Genomic DNA, 21,732 nt, shown 5'->3' with positions numbered 1-21,732 from the left:
GCAATTGTCTCGTCATCTTTCGCGTGGTGCCCGGTTCTGGGAAGATCGACGCATGCGCAGACGCGTACGCGCGGCGCTGGTGCTCTCGGCAACTCTCTTGGGGATGACGTTCGGCGCCGGTGCGGCTGTCGCCGCCTATCCGGTCACCACAGATGTGGTGGCCGCGCAACGTGATGGGCTGACCGGCCCCGCCGATGCCGCCCCCGCCGGGGCGAATCGGCCCGGCTGTGAGGATCGCTACGCCCGTGATCCGGTCATCCTGGTGCACGGCACCGCGTCGAATCAGGCGTCGGCGTGGTCGTTTCTCGCGCCGACCCTGGCCAACGCCGGTTTCTGTGTTTACACGTTCACCTTTGGTCAGGTGCCCGGCAGCGGATCGGTCGGCGGACTCGGCCCGAGGGTGACGTCGACCCAACAGTTGGCCGACTTCATCGACCAGGTGAGGAAGACGACCGGCGCGACAACCGTCGACCTGGTCGGCCATTCCCAGGGTGCGGCAGTCGCACAATCGGTCACCCAGTTGCCCGGAAGAGCCGAGCAGATCGGCACCATGGTCAACGTGTCAGGAGCCAACCGCGGCTACTCGTTCGGTGGAACACCACCACCTCCGGGCGAAGGCGACAACGGGCCCAACCACCCGAACATCCGCTACGTCAACCTGGCCACGACCCACGACGAAGTCGTGTTCCCCCTGCACAACGCGCTGATGGAGCCCGCATCCAACGTGACCAACACCGTCGTACAGGATGTGTGCCCCGCGTCGGAGGTCGGACACCTCGGCATGATCTACTCGCCGACGGTGGCCGCGCTGGTGCAGAACGCGCTCGATCCGAGCTCACCCGTCGCAGTTCCGTGTGGCCGGGACTTCCCGTTCTGAGGTACAGACTCCGAGACATCGACGACGCCCGGTTTTGGTTCCTCCGAGCTCGCTCGCTACACTCGTGAGCGCTGCCTCGCGCAGCACGCCGCCTTAGCTCAGTCGGTAGAGCGATTCACTCGTAATGAATAGGTCAGGAGTTCGATTCTCCTAGGCGGCTCCGCAGGGCGGGGGTTTGTTCCCCCGCCATCTCACCCGTAGTACGCGAACTCGCAGGTCGGATTCGTCTCGGTCTTGTAGGACACGAGGTTGCTGCCCATCATGATCGTGCAGGTGACCTCGCCGCCGGTGACACTGACGCTCGACGACACCTCGTTGTAGACGGGGTAGTCCTTGCTCCACGGCAGGGTCACCGAGGTCTCGGTGGTTTCCGGTCCGCCGTTGATCCGGTAACGGATGGTGACAGGGGCCGAGCCCCCCAGGACCTTCATCGTCGCGGTCCCGACCGCGGGGCCGGTAGGCTGCACGGCCGCCGTACTCTCGGGTGCCGCTGGAACAGAATTCGACGCGCCGCCGGAATCCCCCTCGGCCACAGGCTGGCCCGACGACGAGCAGCCCGCAAGGGCCAGCACCGCGAGGGCACCACAACAGACTCCGAACTTCGCGCTCATCGACATGCGGAGGAGTTTAGTGCGACAAGTCCGTCACGCCACCCACGTCATCCACAGACCCGGCGACGCGATCCGTGGACGCACGATGCGGCCGGACCCAGTCCATGGTCCGACCGCATCTCGCGCTCTCCGGACGGTGTCCGGCAGGCGGATCAAGCAGCGAAGGCGCGCAGTCGCTTCGAATCCTCCACCGAGGAGTAGTGCGACGCATCGCCTTTGAGTACCTGACTCTGGTGACCGTTGATGTCGACGGGGATGTCGCCCGCAAGCGTGATCCGATGCAGCTGACGCTTCTGGTTGCCGAAATCGGCGATACCGTAGTGCTGGGTGGCACGATTGTCCCAGATCACCAGGTCGCCGTAACTCCAGTTCCAGCGGAAGGTGTTCTCCAGCTTGGTGATCCGAGCCTGCAGCAGCTGGTACAGATTCGCGAACTCCGACGCTTTCAGGCCGCGGAACTCCTTGGCGAAGTGTCCGAGCAGCAGGCTGCGCTCACCGGTCTCCGGGTGCACACGGACCACGGGATGCAGGGTCTCGTACTCGGAGCTGGTGAACTCCGCGTAGTGCTCGGCCTTCTGCGCGACGTCGACGCCGCCCGACGGTTCCTTCTGTCCCACATAGTCGTACAGGTTGGAGTGTGTCGCCCACAGATCGTCGACCAGCGAACGCAGCGGCTTGGGCAACTGCTGGTAGGCGGCGACGGTCGACGCCCAGGTGGTGGCTCCGCCGTACGTCGGGAGCACGATCGGCCGCAGCAACGACGCCTTGGGGATGCGATCGACGAACGTCACGTCCGAATGCCAACTATTTGCCGCACCTTCGATGGTCAACAGTTGGTCGCCACGCGATGTCACGGTGGGGTGCGGCGCAGTGGGCTCACCGAGCAGTGAGGCGAATGCGTACTGCGTCTCGTCGTCGAGGTGGTCCTGTCCGGTGAACGCGACCACCTTGTTGACCGCGAGAGCAGTGCGGATGGCCTCGATCTGCTCGTCGGCGAGGTCGCCGCCGAGCCGAACGCCGTCGATCTTCGCACCGATGTTCTCGCCGAGCTTGGTCACGGTGATCGATCCGGCGTCGTAGATCTGTTGTGCCGCAGTCTCGCTGTCGTTACGTTCGTCGATCTGTGTCAGTGTCACTATTGCACTCCTTGAGCTGATGTCGTCTTTCGATTTCCTCATCGATCGGCGCGTGCGAGAAGCTTCACGCTCACGACGATCACAACCTTGCGCCGATCAATCGGCGTGGTACTCCGCGCTTTCGTCGATCTCACGACGAATGCCCGCGGGCACACGCACCGCACCCGGCCGATAGTTCACCGCCCGCAGCGCAGGACCGAAGCGGAACACTCCCCGCCGCGCCCGCAGCTCGACGTCGACTGGCCCGCGCGCATCGAGACCAACCGAGATGCCCGTCCATGGGGCCATTCCCACGAGTTGGAACTGGTTGTCCAACTTGGCGATCACCTCGACCTGACCACCGGCCGACGTCTCTAGTACGAAATCCCAGCGCACCTGAGGTGTGGCAACGGCACGGAGCACTATCGTGTCGACGCCCGCGGGCAACTCGCCGGACGCGCGTGCGATGCGGCCATAACTGTTGAACACGAAATGCGCCGTCCCATCCTCGACGTACAACACGTACCCGCCCTGCGGATCACCGTGCGCGACCAGCACGCCTTCGTCGCCGACAGTCCAGTCGCGCAGTTCGACCTCGATGTCGAAGTCTCGGTAGGCGATCAGTTTGCTCGAGCGATACCGCTCGAGTGTCGGTGTACCCGCGAGGATGCGCACGGGGTCGCTGTAACGGTCTTCGTCTGGTCGTCGACGTACCTGATCGGCGGGCGAATCGTAGAGCGGGAAAACGGTGTTGCGCCAGGCGGCCTCGTCCCACGCGCGCGCCAGTTCGGCGACGAGTTCGGGATTCTCGGCAGCCACGTCGCGCGTCTCCGCCGGGTCGGTGGTCACGTCGTAGAGTTCCCACTCGGGATCGTCGACGCGATCCGGTGCCCGGTGAAGGGACAGCAGTTTCCACCCGTCCCGGTAGTACCCGCGGTGGCCACCGAACTCCGCGTACTGCTCGGTGTGGTCCGAGCTCGCCGCGGGATCGCGCAGAAACGCTGCAGCACTGAGGCCGTCGCGCGACTGTGCCGGCTTGCCGTGCCGCTCGTTCGGCGCCTCGACCCCTGCCAACTCGAGCAGCGTCGGCACCAGATCCGTCACGTACGCATACTGGCGGCGGACACCGTTGTCGGCAGCGTCCCGCGGCAGGCCCTGCGGCCACGACAGCACGAACGGCACCCGCACACCACCAGCGAATGTCTGCCCCTTGTAGAAACGGAATGGCGTGTTCGACGCCTGGCCCCAGCCGCGCGGATAGTGCACCCCGAGAGCCGCGCTGCCGATGAGTTCCTCATCGTGCGGAACGTCGCGCTCCCAGTCCGACGGCACCGGTCCGTGCACGAATTGGCTGAAGTACGAACGGGTTCCGACCGGTCCGCCCTCGGCGGTACCTCCGTTGTCAGAGGTGAAGACGATGATCGTGTTGTCGAGCTCTCCGAGTTCGGTCAGCGTGTCGACGATTCGCCCGACACTCTGGTCGACCGAATCGACCATGGCCGCATAGACCTCCTGGTACTTCGCGAACCGCTGCTGCTCCGACACATCGAGTTCATCCCAGGGCGGCGCGTCGTAACCGGGCTCGGTGTTGCGCTCGGCGATCGGCGTATCCGGGTCGAACAGTCCTTCTGCGACCTGGCGGTCGAATCGTCGCTGACGCAACACATCCCATCCCTCGGCATATCGTCCGCGATACTTCTCCAGATCGGAGTTCTTGACCTGGTGCGGGCCGTGCATGGCGATATGCGCGAAGTAGAGGAAGAAGGGCTTCTCCGCATCGTGCGCGCGCAGCGACTTGATCTGCGCGACAGCATGTTCGGTGAGATCGTCGGTGACGTAGTAGTCATCGGGGTACTCGTCGACGTCCACGACTGAATTGTCGGCGATGAGCTGGTTGGGGTAGAAGAACGAGTTCAGCCCTTCGAGCGAGCCGTAGTACGAGTCGAACCCGCGCTGCAGCGGCCACGAGTCGCGGGTGCGACCCGGACTCATGTTCGCGTCACGCGCGAGATGCCACTTACCGACGGCGTAGGTCGCGTAGCCGTTGGCGCGCAGGATCTCCGGCAGCGAGAGCACGTCGTCGGCGAGTTCGAGACGCAAGCCGGGATAACCCGGATCGGAGTTCGCCACACTGCCGTAGCCCGCGCGGTGCGGGTTGAGTCCGGTCAGCAGCGCGGCGCGGGCCGGCGAACAGACCGGCGTCGTGTGGTAGTTCGACAACCGGAATCCACGGTCGGCGAGCGCCGCGATGTTGGGTGTGTCGATCTCCGCACCGAACGGCGAGATATCGGAATAGCCCATGTCGTCGATGAGTACGACGACGATGTTCGGCGCTCCTGCCGGTGCACTCGGTTCGGGCTTCCACCAGGGTGTCGATTGCGACGAGGTGCGACCAACTCGACCCCCGAATCCCTCGTATCCCCGTGCATAGTCGGGTATTTCGCCGCTGCTTCCGGTCATCACCTACTCCTTGGATGTCGCACGGTCATCGCTGTCCGCGGTTGTGCCCCACACACCATTGGCACGACGGTCGGGTCTGTCAACCCTTTCTCCGACGCTGCCGGGAAAGTCGCGTTCGGCTTGAATTCGTCGCCCGCAACCCCGCACAGTTGCTGCTATCCGACGCCGTACGCCGACCAGGCCACACGTCGTCCGGTCGACGCCTCGGCCCCCGCTGCGGCACGAGCGACCCCCACAGTCCCTCGGACGGAAGAGACTCCGAACACCATGCCCATACGCACACGAGCCGCGCTTCTCGCTGTCGTCGCACTGTTGACGATGGGTACGGCGACAGCCTGCACCTCTGCCGTGGCCCAACAGGACAACTCGACGGCGACCGCGCTGCCACCGGGACACAAGCCCCCGCAGGGCGGGACCCTTCGGGTAGGCGTCCTCAACGATCTGAGCCCGAAGACCTTCCTGCAGATCGGTACGGGCAGCATGAACGGTCATGTGGTGTCGAACGTCTTCGACACCCTCATCCGGTACTCGCGCGATGATCTGACCGTCCGGCCGTCGCTGGCGACACGCTGGCAGCTCGCTCCGGACGGTCGCTCGCTGACGCTCGATCTGCGCGACGACGTGCGCTACCACGACGGTCGCGCCTTCACCTCCGCCGACGTCGAGAGCTCGCTGAAGGCCTACACCGCTGGACCGTGGACTCCGCAGTTCAAACGGACCGCCGCGGCCATCACCGGCTACGACACCAGCAACCCGCATCGCGTGGTCTTGACCTTCGACCACCCGCTGAGCAACATCTTCGACCTGCTCGACTCGGCACCGATCATCGACGGCAACACACTCGACGGATTGCGCGCAGGCAAGGTGTTCAACGGAACCGGTCCCTTCAGATTCGCCTCGTGGCAACCCAACTCCGACGTTCACCTGGTTCGCAACGACTCCTACTGGGGTCCGCGCGCCAACCTCGATGGCGTCGACCTGGACATCATCACCGACCAACAGGCCCTCTACACACGACTGCGCACCGGCCAGATCGATCTGGCATACGGCCTCAACAACCACGACCAGGAGCTGGCGACGCGTCGATACGGCTTCAGCGCCATCACGTACACCGGCGCCGAAAGTCAGGAGTACGTGGGCATCAACGTGTCGAACCCCGCGCTGTCCGACGTTCGCCTTCGCAAGGCGATCGCATTCTCGATCGACCGCGAACGCATCATCAACGACGTCTTCCGCAAGAGCGGCTACGTCGTGAACCTGCCCTGGCCCAAGTGGTCCCCGGCCTACGACGCGTCGAAGAACACGACCTACACACGCGATGTGACCAAGGCACGACGACTCGTCGCCGAGCACGGACCGGTTGCGCCTATCACTCTCGACTACTCCACCCAGGGCGTCGATCGCGTGGTGGCGCAGATCGTGCAGTCCAACCTCAAAGACGTCGGCATTCCTGTTCAATTGCGTCCCAACGACAACACGGTGCAGTCGTCGAAGCTGATCGGTGGCAAGTTCGATGGAATCTGGTTGCTGCAGCATGGGTTTGCTCAGTTCACACCGTCGACCCTCGCAGTCTCCGCCTACCCGTTCAACGCAGCGAAGAACTCGTCGAACTACGTCAACCCCGACTACGCCAAGGCGGCCAACGCTGCCTGGAACGCTCCCGACCCGACGTCGCCCGCAGCCCTCGCCGCCTATCGGCAACTCGACGACATCTGGTTGAACGATCTGTTCCTCGTCGAGATCGGCGTGGTGTTCCAGCAATCCGCGGCGTCACCCGCAGTCGGCAACATCGACTGGGACAGGCGTGCTCAATTGCATCTCGGCGAGACCTACCTCAACACACAAGGACGGAACTCCTGATGACCGGATATCTGTTGCGCCGCATACCCACGGCGATCCTGGTGCTGTTCGTGGCGTCGGTATTGATCTTCGCCATTGTCCGGCTGATCCCGGGCGGACCCGAATCGGCGCTGGCCGGTCCGGACGCCACACCCGAGCAGCTGGCGGCGATCCGACACGACCTCGGACTCGATCGTGGCTTCTTCGCCCAGTACGCCACGTGGATCGCGGGCATCGCGACCCTCGATCTCGGCAAGAGCTATCAGGTCGGCGGCGACATCGGATCGCTCGTGTCCTTCGGACTCGTGCACACCGTGTTGCTCACCGTCACCGCGTTGGTGCTCGCCGTCCTCCTGGCACTTGCACTGAGTCTGGCAGCGACGATCGTCGACAACCGGTTCGTCAATGCTGCTGTCACCGGCGTCAATGCGGTCGCGATCGCCGTGCCGACGTTCGTCGTGAGCACGGTGCTGATCCTGCTGTTCGGGGTCCACTGGCGACTGCTTCCCGCCGGCGGGACACCACCGGAGGGCCTGTTCACCGATCCGGGGATCACCGCCCAGTATCTGTTGCTGCCTGCCGTCGCCCTGGCCCTACCCGCGGGCGCGACTCTCGCTCGATTCCTCACCGAGGCGCTGCGGACCGAGTTGCGTCAGCCGTATGCGACCACCGCACGGGCACTGGGAGTACCCAAGCGCGACATCGTGATCCACAGCGCACTGCGCAATGCTCTGCCGCCAAGTCTCACCGCGCTCGGGCTGGTCACCGGCGGACTGCTCGGCGGTGCAATCCTCGTCGAAGCCATCTTCGGCTGGCCCGGCCTGGGACTGCTGACCGAACAAGGCATTTTCGCCCGCGACTACCCCCTCGTCCAGGTCCTTGTCCTGCTGTCGGTCGCGGTGTTCGTCGTACTCCAATTAGTCGCCGACGTTCTCCACGCCTGGCTCGATCCCCGAATCCGCCTGAACTCATCGAATTGATTGGCAGGACATTGATGACAACCTCGCTGACCACCTCGACCGGCGCAGCGTCGCCCACCGCCGCCGACATCGAGCCCGGCCTCATCCCCGAGTCGCCCACCGATCGTGAGCGGCGTCGGGTCAGACCCCCGCTCTCGCGGAGCCTCTTCACCGGAGTCGGACTCGTCGGAAGCATCCTGGTGCTGGGCATCGTGGCCCTCGCACTGGTCGCGCCGGTACTCACCTCGTACGGACCGGACCAGCAGATCGACGGCGCATACCTGCTGCCGCCAAGTGCCGACCACTGGTTCGGCACCGACGATCTCAACCGCGACGTCGCGACACGGGTGCTGTACGGCATCCGGGTGGATCTGTTGATCATCTTCATCTCGGTACCCATCGGCGCTGTCCTCGGCACCCTGATCGGCGTGCTCACGGTGTCTCACCCGGTCTCAGATGTGATCGCCCAGCGCACATTCGACGTCATCCTCGCGTTCCCCGCCCTCGTCCTCGGCATCGCACTGACCGCCGTACTGTCGCCCGGGGCGAGCACGATCGGGATCGTCATCGTGCTCGCCGAGATCCCCATCTTCGGCCGTCTCGCCCGCACGTCGGTGCTCCGGGTCAGGGAACTGCCCTACGTCGAGGCGGCGCGGGTCAGCGGTGCGCGAAACATCTACGTGCTGCGTCGGCACGTTCTGCCCAACTCGGTGGAGTCGCTCGGCGTCCAGTTCGCGCTGTCACTGTCGCTTGCGGTGTTCGTCGAAGGCGCACTGAGCTTCCTGGGCATCGGCGTCACACCACCGACGCCGTCACTGGGCAGCATCCTGTCCTCCGGCAACAGCTATCTGGAGACCAACCCCTGGTTCTCCGTGGCGCCACTGATCGTGATCTCGGCACTAGTCCTCGGTTTCTACCTCATTTCCCAGTCCATTTCGCGTAGCAGGAGGCAGTGAGATGACCAACGCTGCACATGACCACAGCACCGACGACACCACGGCGTCGACGCCGGTCCCGGCTCTGGAAGTCGACTCCCTCCGGGTCACCTTCGACTACCCCCGACCAGCGGTCTCCGACATCGGCCTGCGGGTGAACCGTCGCGAGATCGTCGCTCTGGTAGGCGAATCCGGCTCGGGCAAGACGATGACCGCACGTGCGGCGATAGGCTTGCTCCCCGAGCACGCAGTCGCGACCGGCTCGGTCAAGGTCGACGGCGTCGAGGTGTTGAACGCCTCCGAACGCGAACTCAATGCGATCCGTGGCACCGGTGTCGCGATGATCTTCCAGGAGCCACAGACCGCGCTCAATCCTGCGCAGACCGTGGGATGGCAACTGCGGCAGGCTTTACGGACGCATCAGTCGATCTCACGAAGCGATGCTCGACGCCGCGCCGTCGACTTGTTGTCTCTCGTCGAGATCCCCGACGCGCAGCAGCGCGTCGACTACTATCCTCATCAACTCTCCGGCGGCCAGAAGCAGCGTGTGGTGATCGCGCTCGCGTTGGCGAACGATCCGGCCCTGCTGCTCGCCGACGAGCCGACGACAGCGCTCGACGTCTCTGTGCAGCGCGAGATCCTCGACCTGCTGCTGCGCCTGCGGGGCAGGATCGACGCCGGAATCCTGCTCATCACACACAATCTCGGCGCCGTCGCAGACATCGCCGACCGTGTCGTCGTCGTGCAGCTCGGTGAGGTCGTCGAACGCGGTACGGTTTTCGACATCTTCGCCCGCCCCACACAGCCGTACACGCGGCAGTTGCTCGCCGCCGTTCCGAAGCTGCCGTCCGGCGACAGCGCACACGGCGAGGCGGGCGCGACGACCGGTGCCGCCACCGCCGACGACGACGAGGAAGCTGTTCCAGTGGTGGCGGTCGAGCACGTCACCGCGGTCCATCGTGGCGGTTTCGGACGGAAGCCCGTTGTCGCACTCGACGACGTCTCACTCCAAGTCGGCGCAGGCGAGGTGGTCGGCGTCGTGGGTGAATCAGGTTCGGGTAAAACAACTCTCGGGCGGTCGATCGGCGGTCTCACTCATCTGACCGGTGGCCGAATCCTCATCGACGGACACGACCTCGACGCCGTCGACCGCGCACGGTTGCGCGCGCTGCGACACAGCATCGCGTTCGTGCCGCAAGACCCGACCGCCTCCCTCGACCCTCGCTTCACCGTCGCGGAGTCGATACGGGAACCACTCGACATCCAGCACATCGGCACGCGCGCAGAGCAATCAGAGCGAGTAACCGAGCTGCTCGACGCCGTGCACCTGCCGCAATCCTTCGCCGACCGGCTTCCACACGAACTGTCCGGCGGACAGCGTCAACGCGTCGCGCTCGCACGTGCGCTGTCGGTGCGGCCCAAGCTCCTCATCGCCGACGAGCCGACGAGCGCACTCGACGTGTCGGTGCAGGCCCGCGTTCTCGACTTGTTCGCCGAACTCCAGCGCGAGCTCGGCTTTGCCGCGCTCTTCATCAGCCACGACCTCGCCGTCGTCGAACAGGTCTCCGACCGGGTCTACGTGTTGCGTAACGGGAGGGTCGTCGAAAGCGGGCTCGCCCGTGACGTACTCACGAGACCGAAAGAGGACTACACGCGCGCTCTGCTCGACGCGGTCCCCTATCCCGATCCGCGGCGCCGCAGGGCAGTCGCGCAGGTGTGAGCGATCGGGGCACGTGCGACAGGCGCTGCAGCCTATGACTTGTCGCCTGCCTCGGACTCCTCGGCAGCGGACTCGGGCTTGTCGCCTGCCCCGGACTCCTCGGCAGCGGGCTGCTGCTTGTCGTCGTCCTCGTCGGCCAGCGGATCGTAGCCGGGGACGCCCTCGAGCACGGTCAGCTCGTTGTCGATCGCAGCACCGACGGCCTTCGCGTCGTCTTTGATCTTCTTGATGAAGTCCGACATCTCGCTCCTCGTCCCGACGTTGTGCGCGGCTCGTCCACGGCCACGCGCTGTTGACCACCTTACAAGGGTCCGGCCCGGCCACAGACGCCGCTTGTGACCCGACGTCGTAGCGCCTAGCGTCGTCGACATGCCAGCCCGTCGCCTCCCGGACATCGCCGCGCTGGAGGTGGTCGTCGCCGTGGGCAGGCTCGGCAGTATGGGCGCCGCGGCCCGCGATCTCGGACTCAGCCAACAGGCCGTCAGCTCGCGCGTGCGGGGCGTCGAGCACGGACTCGGCGTCGAGATCTTCGTGCGCTCGCCCGCCGGCGTCGAACCGACGGAGAACGGACGGCTTCTACTCGAATGGGCCAGTGCGCTGGTCGATCGCGCCGGGGAGTTCGTCGCAGGCGTCGACACCCTGGTCGGCAACAGGCACGCGACGCTGGTCGTCGCCGCGTCGATGACCGTCGCGGAGTATCTCGTTCCCGGCTGGCTGACCACCCTCACCACACGTATCGGGACACGGATCTCGGTCCGCCCCATGAACTCCGCAGAGGTCATCGAGACCGTCCGTTCCGGCGACGCCGACCTCGGGTTCATCGAGAGTCCCGGTGAGACAGCAGACCTCGACGCCGCGCTCGTCGCCACGGACGAACTGTATGTCGTGGCGGCTCCCGGCCACCCGTGGGCGCAGACGGGCACGGTGTCTGCCCGCGAAGTGGCATCGACACCACTCATCCAGCGCGAGCCGGGTTCGGGTACGCGCGTCACCTTCGAGAATGCACTCGCCGAGCTCGGCCTGCGGCCCGTCGATCCCCTCATCGAGCTGCGGTCGGTCACCGCGATCCGTTCGTCTGTGTTGACGTCGAACGGTGCGACGGTGCTGTCACGCCTGTCGATCTCCGACGACATCGCGGCCGGACGACTCAAGCGCATCGAGGTCGACGGCGTGTCGATGATCCGGCCGCTCCGAGCCGTCTGGTCCTCGCACATCACGGTGCGCGGGCCTGCGCGTGAACTTCTCGAGGTGGCACTCGCGTCCACCACATGACTGTGCGATCGCACAGCAGATGGCCACACATTGGGTGGATCGCACCGTGATTGTGATGCAGAACGCGTGGATTCTGACAAACAGCTCAGTAATCCAGCCCGCGTTCAGGAGGTACATCATGGCACTGGAGGCCAGTGGCACCGTCGCCGATGGAAGCACCGAGAGGTGGCGCGACCGCAAGCGCTACCTTTGGCTCATCGGTCTCATCGTCCCGTCGTTTGCGTTCATCGCGATCGGCGGATACGAACTCACCGGTTGGAGCGTCTTCCTGTGGACCGGGCCGATCGTCGTGCTCGGCGTCGTCCCGGCAATCGACTTCTGCATCGGATTCGACCCGACCAATCCCCCTGACGATGTGATCGAGGAACTCGAGAACGACAAGTACTATCGGTACGTCACGTTCGCGTTCCTGCCGGTCCAGTACGCAGGCTTCATCTGGGCGATGTATCTCATCGCGACCGGTGACTGGCCCGTCATCGACAAGGTCGGTCTCGCAGTGACCCTCGGCTTCATCGGCGGTATCGGAATCAACACCGCACACGAGTTGGGACACAAGAAGGAGAGCCACGAGCGCTGGTTGTCGAAAATCGCACTGGCACAGAGCTTCTACGGCCACTTCTACATCGAGCACAATCGCGGACATCACGTGCGCGTCGCGACCCCGGAAGACCCTGCCTCGTCGCGACTCGGTGAGAACTTCTATCGTTTCTGGTTCCGTACGGTCTTCGGATCGTTGCGCAGCGCATGGCAGGTCGAGGCAAAGCGCTACCGCCGCAGGAACACCCACCCGTTCCACATCGGCAACGACGTGCTCAACGCCTGGCTGATGACGATCGCACTGTGGGCCGCGCTGACCATCTGGCTCGGTGTCGGCATCCTGCCCTATCTGGTGCTACAGGCGGTCGTCGGGTTCTCGCTGCTCGAGGTGGTCAACTATCTCGAGCACTACGGAATGCTGCGCCAGCAGACCACCTCTGGGCGCTACGAGCGTGTGCTGCCCATGCACTCGTGGAACTCGAACAACATCGCAACCAATGTCCTGCTCTATCACCTCCAGCGGCACAGTGACCACCACGCGAATCCCACGCGCCGCTACCAGACGTTGCGCGACTACCGCGAATCGCCCTCGTTGCCAACCGGTTACGCAGGAATGATCCTGCTCGCACTGTTCCCGCCGCTGTGGCGTCGCGTGATGGACCACCGGGTCGTCGAACACTTCGACGGTGACGTCCGACTCGCGAACGTGGCACCCGGCAAACTCGATCGCCTGACGCGGCGGTTCGGACTGCCCGCCGATGCCGTCCTCGATGAGTCGCCCCTCGAGGACACCACCCCCGGTGCATGCGACGACGACGTGCCCGCTGCACGCTGCCCGGGGTGCGGCTACACCTACGAGGTCGCCGTCGGCAACGAACTCGAAGGCTTTGCCGCGGGAACGGCGTGGAAGGACATTCCCGACGACTGGACCTGCCCCGACTGCGGCGTGCGGGAGAAGGTCGACTTCATCCCCCTCACCGAGACCAGCGCCTGAATCTCCCCGATTCATCCCGCGCGGCTTTCACGTGAGGAACGCGGTGAAGTAATCCAACGCCAACACCAGATCGCCTGCTCGCTCCCTGATGGGGTGTCCGAGCAGGCGTTCTGCTTGCTGGGTGCGGTATCGCACGGTGTTCTTATGTATACCAAGCGATTTCGCGACCTGGTCGGCACTGTCGGCCGTGGTGAGGACATGGCGCACGGTGTCGCGGAGCTCGGCGAGTTCTGTTGCGGCCAGTCCGCGCAGGACCGTGCGCGCGAACCGCTCGGCGGCGTCGGGGTCGTGGGTCAACAGCGTCAACGCGGCCACGTCCTCGTAGGTCGTGACCGCACTACTTCGACGCGGTGCGAGCGCGACGCGTTGTGCCGCCCTGGCGTCGCGGTGCGACCTGACGAATCCGTCGATACCGTTGGCAGGCTCACCGATCGCGAACCGGATCTGAGCGGGATCGGTTCCACGCGAATTCCATTCGAATGAGTCGACCGAGTCGATCGTGGTACGCACGGCCAGCCAACCCCACAGCTCACGGCCACCCGGCCGAACCACGGCGAGCCGTGCACCGGCAATCGACGACGCGAGGCGCACGAGCGCCGGTTCGAGGCCCTCGATGGAGTCGGCATCCATCGCATGCGCGATCACTGCGACCTGTGCGACACCCGCAATCGGATGACCACCGAGTTCGGCCGACAGCTCCGTCGAGCCGACGCTACGACCGGCGAGCACGTCGGCGACGAGCTCGTAGCGGCGCGCATCGCCGCGTCGTCGAATCCGGTCGACCTCCTCCTGATACAGCGCGACCGACAGCTCGACCGAGGTGGCGAACCAGCGGTTGGCCTTCGTCCAGAACCACACCAGCAACGATTCGTGGTCGAGGTCGGGCGGAGCGTGCCCGACCACGTCCACGGCGAAATCCCACGACGCCTCCTGTGCGCTCTGATAGATCTTCAACAGCACCGGAAGCCCGAGGTGGTGGCGGGCGATCTGCACCGACAGATCCCCGGCGGCGGGCACGAGTTCGGTGGCCCCGGCGTCGTCGACCGCGACACCCCCGAGGAACGCGAGCCAGTGCTCCTCGATGGCGGCGATGAGGATGGGCCGGATGTCATCGGGGAGCTCGACGTCGCCGATGATCGCGTCGGCGGTTGTCGACACCCAGTCGGTCACCGCTGTCGGGCTCTGCTGGTCCACGACGAACCCCTGCAGCCAGTCGACGATCTCGGTCATCAGCCAAACATGCCAGAAACTGTGTGATCACACAGTCGAGTGCACCGATTTGGGGCCAGATGCCAGTGAATGTGACCCATGTCCCGGTCAAGATGACAGGAGATCGTCATCGACAGCCCGCGATCAGAGGAGAGCATCATGAGTCACATCCAGGCCGACCGCCGCACGTGCGAGGGGATCGGCATGTGCGAAACACAGGCCAACGAGTACTTCCAGATCGGCGACGACGGCCTCGTCGAGGTGGCGACACCGGACGTTCCCGATAGCGACAAGGCCTACGTCCGTGCCGCAGTCGACTCCTGCCCGGTGTCGGCGCTGCGCATCGTCGACTGACTCGCCGACACCCTCACCACACCGATCCATCACCGAACGGAGCGATCATGCCCGAGCACTCGGCACGTGCGGACGACCCCCTCGTCATCGTCGGCGCGTCCCTGTCGGGGGTGCGCGCCGCCGAGGGTGCCCGCGCGCAGGGCTGGACCGGTCGCATCGTGATGGTCGGCGAGGAGCCCCACCTTCCGTACGACCGTCCGCCACTGTCGAAGGCGCTGCTCGACGCCGAGACGGAGCCGGCCCTTCCGCTGCTGCGGCAGGCTGAGGGGTGGGAGGCACTCGACGTCGAGCTGATGACGTCGACGGCCGCCACCGCGGTCGACGTCGACCGAAAAATCCTTCTGACCACGTCCGAGCCGATCGGTTACCGGGCACTCGTGATCGCCACGGGCCATCGTGCGCGCAGCCTCGACGAACTCGCCGGATTCGACAACGTGCACACGCTCCGACACTTCGACGATGCACTCGTCATACGCGAAACATTGTGCACTGCAACCCGTCTCCTGGTGATCGGGACAGGGTTCATCGGCTCCGAGATCGCCTCGGCAGCAGCCGCACGTGGAATCGACGTCACGCTCATCGGAACCACTACCCATCCTCTGGGCCGCGGCATCGGCCCAGTGGCAGGAGCGATGCTCGCCGCTCTGCACGACGACGCGGGCGTCACCCTGCTCTCGGGGTCCGGTCTGTCCGATGTGACGTCACGCGACAACAGGATCGGGTCGGTGCGCACGTCCTGCGGACGCGAGTTCCTCGTCGACGCCGTCGTGGTCGGTATCGGCTCGTCGCCGGCCACCGAGTGGTTGTCGACCAGCCGGATCACTCTCGACGCGTCGTCCCGAGGTGTGGTCTGTGACCCCACGATGGCCACCAGCGCACCTGCGGTGTGGGCGGCCGGCGACGTCGCCGTCGTCTCGGGCGCGGCCGGTGCCCATTGGACGTCGGCTGCCGCCCAGGGGTTCATAGCCGGGTCGAACGCTGTTGGAGGACAACAGAAGTACTCAGGAGTGCCGTTCGCGTGGTCGTCGTGGCACGGCCACCGTATCCAACTGGTCGGTACGACGACCACCGACGCACGGGGAACGATCAGCGAGACCGTCGACGATGGCGTGGTGCTCTACAGCGATGGCGGGCGTGTGGTCGGAGCGGTGGGAATCGACGCCCCGGGGCGGATCGCCAGAATCCGTCGCACGCTGTCGGCAGAGCTCGTTGCCACGGGCGTCTGACCCGACGGCCCTGTCGGAGCCGGATGACACAGGTCGGGGGCGGTCAACGCGTCGCGCGTCACCACCCCCGACCGGTGTATACCGGTCTCACGCCTTGATGAGTCCCGGATTCTCCTTGTAGACCTCGTTGATCAGCGACATGTCGAAGATCTGCTCGGGCTTGATGGAGTAACCGGCCTTGCCGAGGGCCTCGATGTTCTGCGCGATCAACGCGTCGGTCATCGTCAACAGCCCGTTGCGCTTGGTGTCCTCGGACACGACGAGGCTGTTCTGCGCCGTCGCCTCCTTCACCTGCTCGTCGAGGTTGAGGTTCAGGTCCTTTCCGTATTTATCGACGGCCAGCTTCGCCGAACCGGCCGGGTCGGCCACAGCGTCGTTCCATCCCTGGATCTCGGCCTTGAGGAAGGCCTTGAGCTTGTCGCGCTCGTTGTCGATGGTCTCCTGTCGGACCACGAGCGTCTCGGCGACAAGCGGAAGACCGAAGTCGGCGAAGAGGAAATTGCTGTTCGCAAAACCGCTCTCGGCCAGGGTGATCGGCTCGTTGGTGACATAGGCGACCCACCCGTCGACCTCACCCTTGGTGAGTGGGGTGGGGTCGTACTGGACCGAGATCTTCTGGACGTCGGATTCCTTCATGCCGTTGGCGGTCAGCAGCGCCTTGAAGACGTTCTCGTTGGATGCCTGCACGCCGATCTTCTTGCCCGCCATGTCCTGTGGAGTCTTGATCGGCTTCTCCGCGGACGAGACGATGCAGAACGGGTTCTTCTGGTAGGTGGCGGCCACGGTCATCAGCTTGGCGCCCTGCAGGATGACCGGCGCTGTGAGCTGCGGTGCGGTGGTGCCGATCCAGACCTTGTTCGACGTCAGCCCGGTCTCCACGCCGGTACCCGCGCCGCCGCCGGTGATCAGCTGCGGTGTGCCGAGGCCCCCGTCCTTGTAGTAGCCCTTCTCCAACGCCCAGTACTCACCGGCGAATTCGATGTTCTTCTGCCATGACAGCTGCACCTTGGGATCGGTCGACGACGCCCCGGACGACGAGTCACTGCCGCTGCTGCAGGCCGCGAGCGCCCCGGACACACCCAACGCGCCCGCGGCGCCGCCGGCAAGAAGCGTGTACCGCAGGAACGAGCGGCGATCCAACCCGCCGCTACGCAGGGAATTGCTCATGAATGTTGTTCCTTTCACGTGGATCGGGCGGGAAACCACCCGATCGGGCTGACCCCGACCAGCAACTCAGTGCTGCTGCATACCCATCTGGGCGAGGACGATTGATTCGATTACGCCGACGATCGCGTAGAGGATGATCGATGCGACGGTGATGACCAGCACGGACGCCCAGAGTTCGTTGTAGGCGGCCGCGGGTAACGCCTGCTGCAGTGTGGCGCCGAGTCCCTTGTTGGTACCGAGCCATTCGGCGACGGTCGCACCGACCAGTGCTCCGGGCACCGAGATCTTGGCGGCGCTGAACAGCGACGGCACCGCCGAGGGAATCGCCGCGCGCCGCAAGGCGGTCCACCGATTTCCGCCGTAGACCGCGATGACGTCGTTGATCTGCTTGGGCGCGTTGGACAGTCCGGTCATGATCATGACGAGTGCGGGGAAGAAGACCACGATGCCGCCCATGACGGCGACCACGCCGACACCCCGCCCGACCACGAGAGTGATCAGTGGCGTCATGGCGACGAGCGGCACCGAGCGCAGCAGCATCGCGATCGGCATGAACGTCTGGGCAGCCGGCCGCGAGACGACGAACAGCGCTGCGGTGATCAGTGCCGCGGCCATGCCGACGACGAACCCGATGGCCGCGTCGGTCAGCGTGATCCAGAGATTCGAGAAGATCTCCGACCGCGCGTCCGCAGCACCCGGTTCGGTGAACAGGTACTGGAAAACCTGCACAGGTGTGCGTCCGATAATCGGCCCGATGTCGGGGTAGGCCAGTAGGAACAGCCACCAGATCACCAGGATCAAGACGAACGACATGAGCAGCGAACCGAGGAATTTGGTGATCTGCCAGAGCAATCCGGTGATCTCGGGACCTCGTGACGTGGTGGCGGGTTGCCCGGGGCCCTCCGACTCGGTCACGACGACGTCGGTCGTCGACACCGTTGTGGGCGCGCTCATCCCAGCACCTCCTTGCCCGCCGCCCACCTGGTGGCGAAGCGTGCGATCACGGCGACGATCGCGTAGCCGATTCCGGCGACCGCACCACAGATCAGCGCGATGGCCCAGACCTGTGGGATGTCGCCGCGCTGCTGCGCCACGATCATCGCCGGTCCGGCACCCTTGTCGGGCATCGCCAGGAACTCGCCGAGCACGGCACCGAGGACCGCGGCAGGGGCCGCGATCTTGATGGCGGCCAGCGTGTTCGGTAATGCAGACTCCAGCCGCACCCGTCGCAACTGCGACATACGGCCCCCGCCGTACACCCTGATCAGATCCAGACTCGTCTTGTTCGGGGAACGAAGACCGCTGAGGGTACCGATCATCGTCGTGAAGAAGACCGAGATGGCCGCGAGGAACACGATCATCGTCTGCACCTGGGCGAAAGCGACCTGGATGATCGGTGCCACGGCGATGATCGGCGTGCAGTAGGAGATGATGGCGAGTTGCGTCGCGAGACCTTCGATCGGCGGTATGAGAATCACCAACAGCGCCAACAGGATTGCCAGGAGATTTCCCCACAGAAAGCCACGGAACGCCAGTCCGATCGTCGCGGAGAAGTTCTCGGAGTAGTAGCTCCATCCGGTGTCGGCAATGGTGGAGAGTACAGCCAACGGAGTGGGGATGGTTCCGTGAAACCATTGCAGCACACCGGCAATCGTCCAGAGCGCGAGTACCGCGACGATGCCGATGACACCGGCGAGCCACCGATCGGCACCGAGAGGGATCCGCGGGGCGGACGTACGCTCCACGGCGACGCTAGCCACTCGTCGCCTCCGAGACGGCGTCGGCATCCTCGGTGTCGGGGACGTCCATGTCCGGCTGCGCGGCGTCGGCGTCGGTCTTGGTGCCGCCGAACAGCAGACCGGAGAGGTGATCGTGCAGCGCGTGGAACTCCGGTGTGCGCATCATCTCCGGAACGCGCGGTCGGGGAAGGTCGATGGGTACCTCTTCGATGACGCGTCCCGGGCGCGGACTCATCACCGCGACGACGTCGGACAGGAAGACCGCCTCGGCGATCCCGTGCGTGACCATCAGGGTTGTCGCCGGCTTCTCGGTCCAGATACGGAGCAGTTCGACGTTGAGCCGTTGACGTGTCATGTCGTCGAGGGCACCGAAGGGTTCGTCGAGCAGCAGTGCGGTGGGCCGCACCACCAGAGCGCGCGCGATCGACACACGCTGTCGCATACCGCCGGACAACATCGCCGGCTTCGCCTTCTCGAAACCCGTCAGGCCCACGAGTTCGATGAGGTCGGACACCAGCCCGTCGTCTGCGGGCATGCGCCCGACCTGTAGCGGCAGCTTGATGTTGGACTCGACGGTCCGCCACGGCAGCAACGCGGAGTCCTGGAACGCGATTCCCAGCGAGTGGTGGCGCTGCAGTTCACTCGGCGATTGACCGTTCATGAGCGCGGTACCCGAGGTGGGCTCCTCGAGACCGGCGAGGATGCGCAGCACCGTCGACTTCCCGCATCCCGACGGGCCGAGCAACGACAGGAAGGAGCCTTCGGAGGTCTTCAACGACACGTCGGAGAGCGCGGTGACCGTGCTGGTCCCGCGCACCGACCTCGTGGTGAAGGTCTTGGTGAGCCCGGAGATGTCGATGCCGGTACCCGGCGGACGTTGCGACGCGCGAGACGTCTCCCCCTGTGCAGATGTCATGGGTTGCCACGCTAGAAGCGTTGTGTTTCACCGTGATTACCTCACGGTTACCCTGAACGCCACCGACCGCGGGTCGCGGCCGGCCGGATCATTGCGAGCGCATGACCTCTCCGATGGTGGCAACCATCGCGTCGACAGCGAACTTCGGCTTCACATTCTGATCAAGGACTTCGCGACATTCCAATACTGCTTCAACGCAGCGGAGCAACTGCTCGGGCGATGCATAGGTCGCCATCGGCACGGCGATGTCGGCGGCCTTGTCGGGGTGCATCGGCGTCACCTGCGCACCCATCGAGACCACGAGTGCGTCACGGTAGAGCGCCGCGAGGTCGACGAGCGCACGGTCGAGAGTGTCGCGACCGACGCGGGTCGCGCGCGACTTCTGCCGCTTCTCGAGTTCCTTCAACGCTCCTGCGGTCCCGCGGGGCGGGCGGGCGGTGCCCTTGCCGGTACCTCCCGCGCCCAGAGCGGTCTTCATCTCCTCGGTCTCGGCTTCGTCGCGTTCGGCGCTGATCGCCTTCGCCGCGGCATCCGCCGTCTTCACCAGTTCCTCTGCCGCCGCGTAGGCCGTCGAATCACGCGTCGCGGCCCGGGCGAGCGCCAGCGCCTTGTCGCGCTGCTCGCGTGCCTCCGGGTCGGTGGCGAGACGTCGGGCACGCCCGATGTGTCCGCCACAGACCGATGCCGCCCAGCGAGCGGCGTCGGCGTCGAGTCCGTCGCGGTCGATGAGGACGCGTTCGATGTCGGCGATGGTCGGGGTCGTCAGCGGCACGTGTCGACACCGCGAGCGCAGGGTCACCGAGATGTCCTCCGGGTCGACGGAAGGGGCACACAGGAGGAACACCGTGCGCGACGGCGGTTCCTCGACCACCTTCAGCAGGGCGTTGGCGGCCTGCTCGGTCAGTCGGTCGGCATCTTCGACGACGACGATCTGCCAGCGTCCGGTCCCGGGTCGACGGGCGGCGGCTTGCACTATCTCGCGCATCGAGTCGACCGAGAGGCTCAATCCCTGCGGCACGATGTGCCGGACGTCAGCATGGGTCTGAGCCATCACCGTCACGCATGCGCGACACTCACCGCACCCCACGATGTCGGGATGCTGACACTGCAGTGCAGCCGCGAAACACGTGGCTGCCACCGACCGACCACTTCCCGGCGGCCCGGTGAACAGCCACGCGTGGGTCATCGACGCACGCGACTCGGGTGAGCCCGATGGTGCGGCGTCGCCGAACTCGTCGGGAAGCCCTGAGGCCGTGGCGTCGAGTCGTGCCGCGAGCGCTCTGGCTGCCGTCGCGGCGTCGGTGAGCTCCTCGGCCACCGCATGCTGCCCGGTCAGCCGGTCGAAGACATTTGTCACACCGCAAGCGTAATCCGCAGTTCGGACACCCCAGCTTGTGGATGAACGTTTAACAATTGCAAGCAGCCAGATACCTTTGAGTGCGTGGTTGAACGTCGATCCAGGCTGTCCTACGGCTTGCACCTGGCCAAATGGCTGGCGCACACTCCGTGGCCGATCCTCGCTCTCGACCTGCTGCGCGCCAATCTGGTCGGCGCTCTGTTCACCTTCGCGTTCCTTCGATTCGGCATGCCCTCGCAGGACTCGTTTCAGTTCGACGACATCACCGCACTCAACCAGGGCATCTTCCTCACCTACCTCATCCTCGCGATGATCGTGGGCGGTGCGCTGAGTATCAAGCTCTCGCTGCCGGTGCTCGTCTGGCATCGACGGCGGACCCGCCTCGACAACGGTCTCGCCCGCAAGCGAGCGCTGCGGCTGCCGGTGACGTTGTCGCTGGTCAACA

Annotated in this window: 19 protein-coding genes, 1 tRNA gene and 1 pseudogene; 11 read left to right on the top strand and 10 right to left on the bottom strand. The window is 65.3% G+C overall.

The window, feature by feature from the left end:
• Positions 1-52 precede the first annotated feature (52 nt).
• Together GOOTI_RS01315 and GOOTI_RS01310 are read left to right on the top strand one after the other, a co-directional pair.
• Entirely contained in the window at positions 53-877 is an 825-nt protein-coding gene (locus GOOTI_RS01315; RefSeq protein WP_007236745.1) for an esterase/lipase family protein, read from the top strand.
• Between the two features lie 87 nt (positions 878-964).
• Positions 965-1,037: transfer RNA gene (locus GOOTI_RS01310), tRNA-Thr, on the top strand.
• 31 nt (positions 1,038-1,068) lie between these two features.
• Here the strand turns inward: GOOTI_RS01310 and GOOTI_RS25950 are convergent.
• From GOOTI_RS25950 to GOOTI_RS01295, 3 genes are all read right to left on the bottom strand, one after another.
• Positions 1,069-1,494: a hypothetical protein gene (locus GOOTI_RS25950; RefSeq protein WP_007236744.1), complete on the bottom strand. Its 426-nt coding sequence runs from the start codon at positions 1,492-1,494 to the stop codon at positions 1,069-1,071.
• Between the two features lie 146 nt (positions 1,495-1,640).
• Positions 1,641-2,624 carry a TauD/TfdA dioxygenase family protein gene (locus GOOTI_RS01300; RefSeq protein ID WP_007236743.1) on the bottom strand — a complete coding sequence of 328 codons (984 nt, stop codon included), beginning with the start codon at positions 2,622-2,624 and terminating at the stop codon, positions 1,641-1,643.
• A 96-nt stretch (positions 2,625-2,720) separates the two neighbouring features.
• Entirely contained in the window at positions 2,721-5,063 is a 2,343-nt protein-coding gene (locus tag GOOTI_RS01295; RefSeq protein ID WP_007236742.1) for a sulfatase family protein, read from the bottom strand.
• 267 nt (positions 5,064-5,330) lie between these two features.
• Between GOOTI_RS01295 and GOOTI_RS01290 the strand changes: the two genes are divergently transcribed.
• From GOOTI_RS01290 to GOOTI_RS01275, 4 genes are read left to right on the top strand one after another with little or no spacing between them, the layout of a single operon-like run.
• Positions 5,331-6,923 carry an ABC transporter substrate-binding protein gene (locus GOOTI_RS01290; protein WP_007236741.1) on the top strand — a complete coding sequence of 531 codons (1,593 nt, stop codon included), beginning with the start codon at positions 5,331-5,333 and terminating at the stop codon, positions 6,921-6,923.
• Positions 6,923-7,882 carry an ABC transporter permease gene (locus GOOTI_RS01285; RefSeq protein ID WP_007236740.1) on the top strand — a complete coding sequence of 320 codons (960 nt, stop codon included), beginning with the start codon at positions 6,923-6,925 and terminating at the stop codon, positions 7,880-7,882. The genes GOOTI_RS01290 and GOOTI_RS01285 overlap by 1 nt, the downstream gene beginning before the upstream one ends.
• Positions 7,883-7,896: 14 nt before the next feature.
• A complete protein-coding gene (locus tag GOOTI_RS01280) occupies positions 7,897-8,817 on the top strand; it encodes an ABC transporter permease (RefSeq protein ID WP_007236739.1) in 921 nt (306 codons plus the stop codon).
• A gap of 1 nt (position 8,818) precedes the next feature.
• Positions 8,819-10,516 (top strand): dipeptide ABC transporter ATP-binding protein, encoded by a 1,698-nt coding sequence (locus GOOTI_RS01275; RefSeq protein WP_007236738.1) that lies wholly within the window; start codon positions 8,819-8,821, stop codon positions 10,514-10,516.
• A 32-nt stretch (positions 10,517-10,548) separates the two neighbouring features.
• Here the strand turns inward: GOOTI_RS01275 and GOOTI_RS01270 are convergent, their stop codons facing one another.
• Positions 10,549-10,758: a hypothetical protein gene (locus GOOTI_RS01270; RefSeq protein WP_007236737.1), complete on the bottom strand. Its 210-nt coding sequence runs from the start codon at positions 10,756-10,758 to the stop codon at positions 10,549-10,551.
• A gap of 127 nt (positions 10,759-10,885) precedes the next feature.
• On the opposite strand from GOOTI_RS01270, the gene GOOTI_RS01265 reads away from it, so the two are divergent.
• A complete protein-coding gene (locus GOOTI_RS01265; RefSeq protein ID WP_007236736.1) occupies positions 10,886-11,788 on the top strand; it encodes a LysR family transcriptional regulator in 903 nt (300 codons plus the stop codon).
• Between the two features lie 118 nt (positions 11,789-11,906).
• Entirely contained in the window at positions 11,907-13,319 is a 1,413-nt protein-coding gene (locus tag GOOTI_RS27100) for a fatty acid desaturase (RefSeq protein ID WP_007236735.1), read from the top strand.
• Between the two features lie 27 nt (positions 13,320-13,346).
• Here GOOTI_RS27100 and GOOTI_RS01255 read toward each other — a convergent pair whose 3' ends face one another.
• Positions 13,347-14,549 (bottom strand): PucR family transcriptional regulator, encoded by a 1,203-nt coding sequence (locus GOOTI_RS01255; RefSeq protein WP_007236734.1) that lies wholly within the window; start codon positions 14,547-14,549, stop codon positions 13,347-13,349.
• Positions 14,550-14,687: 138 nt separating this feature from the next.
• On the opposite strand from GOOTI_RS01255, the gene GOOTI_RS01250 reads away from it, so the two are divergent.
• Both GOOTI_RS01250 and GOOTI_RS01245 read left to right on the top strand, forming a co-directional pair.
• A complete protein-coding gene (locus GOOTI_RS01250; RefSeq protein ID WP_007236733.1) occupies positions 14,688-14,882 on the top strand; it encodes a ferredoxin in 195 nt (64 codons plus the stop codon).
• A gap of 47 nt (positions 14,883-14,929) precedes the next feature.
• The gene (locus tag GOOTI_RS01245; protein WP_007236732.1) at positions 14,930-16,108 is read left to right on the top strand and encodes an NAD(P)/FAD-dependent oxidoreductase; all 1,179 of its coding nucleotides are present in this window, start codon (positions 14,930-14,932) and stop codon (positions 16,106-16,108) included.
• An 87-nt stretch (positions 16,109-16,195) separates the two neighbouring features.
• Here the strand turns inward: GOOTI_RS01245 and GOOTI_RS01240 are convergent, their stop codons facing one another.
• From GOOTI_RS01240 to GOOTI_RS01220, 5 genes are all read right to left on the bottom strand, one after another.
• Positions 16,196-17,275: an ABC transporter substrate-binding protein gene (locus GOOTI_RS01240; protein WP_007236731.1), complete on the bottom strand. Its 1,080-nt coding sequence runs from the start codon at positions 17,273-17,275 to the stop codon at positions 16,196-16,198.
• Between the two features lie 66 nt (positions 17,276-17,341).
• Positions 17,342-18,229 carry an ABC transporter permease gene (locus tag GOOTI_RS01235; protein ID WP_007236730.1) on the bottom strand — a complete coding sequence of 296 codons (888 nt, stop codon included), beginning with the start codon at positions 18,227-18,229 and terminating at the stop codon, positions 17,342-17,344.
• Entirely contained in the window at positions 18,226-19,035 is an 810-nt protein-coding gene (locus GOOTI_RS01230) for an ABC transporter permease (RefSeq protein ID WP_007236729.1), read from the bottom strand. The genes GOOTI_RS01235 and GOOTI_RS01230 overlap by 4 nt, the downstream gene beginning before the upstream one ends.
• On the bottom strand, positions 19,028-19,930 hold the full coding sequence (locus tag GOOTI_RS01225; RefSeq protein ID WP_007236728.1) for an ABC transporter ATP-binding protein: 903 nt from the start codon (positions 19,928-19,930) through the stop codon (positions 19,028-19,030). Before GOOTI_RS01225 ends, GOOTI_RS01230 begins: the two co-directional genes overlap by 8 nt.
• Before the next feature lie 88 nt (positions 19,931-20,018).
• The gene (locus GOOTI_RS01220) at positions 20,019-21,287 is read right to left on the bottom strand and encodes a DNA polymerase III subunit delta' (protein ID WP_007236727.1); all 1,269 of its coding nucleotides are present in this window, start codon (positions 21,285-21,287) and stop codon (positions 20,019-20,021) included.
• 84 nt (positions 21,288-21,371) lie between these two features.
• Between GOOTI_RS01220 and GOOTI_RS01215 the strand changes: the two are divergent.
• Positions 21,372-21,732 (top strand): annotated as a pseudogene (locus tag GOOTI_RS01215) (adenylate/guanylate cyclase domain-containing protein); the annotation flags it as partial.

This window comes from Gordonia otitidis NBRC 100426, assembly GCF_000248075.1.
GTDB classification, from domain to species: Bacteria; Actinomycetota; Actinomycetes; order Mycobacteriales; family Mycobacteriaceae; genus Gordonia; species Gordonia otitidis.
Note: the sequence above shows the minus strand (reverse complement) of the source record. Positions and strands in the feature narration are given on the sequence as shown.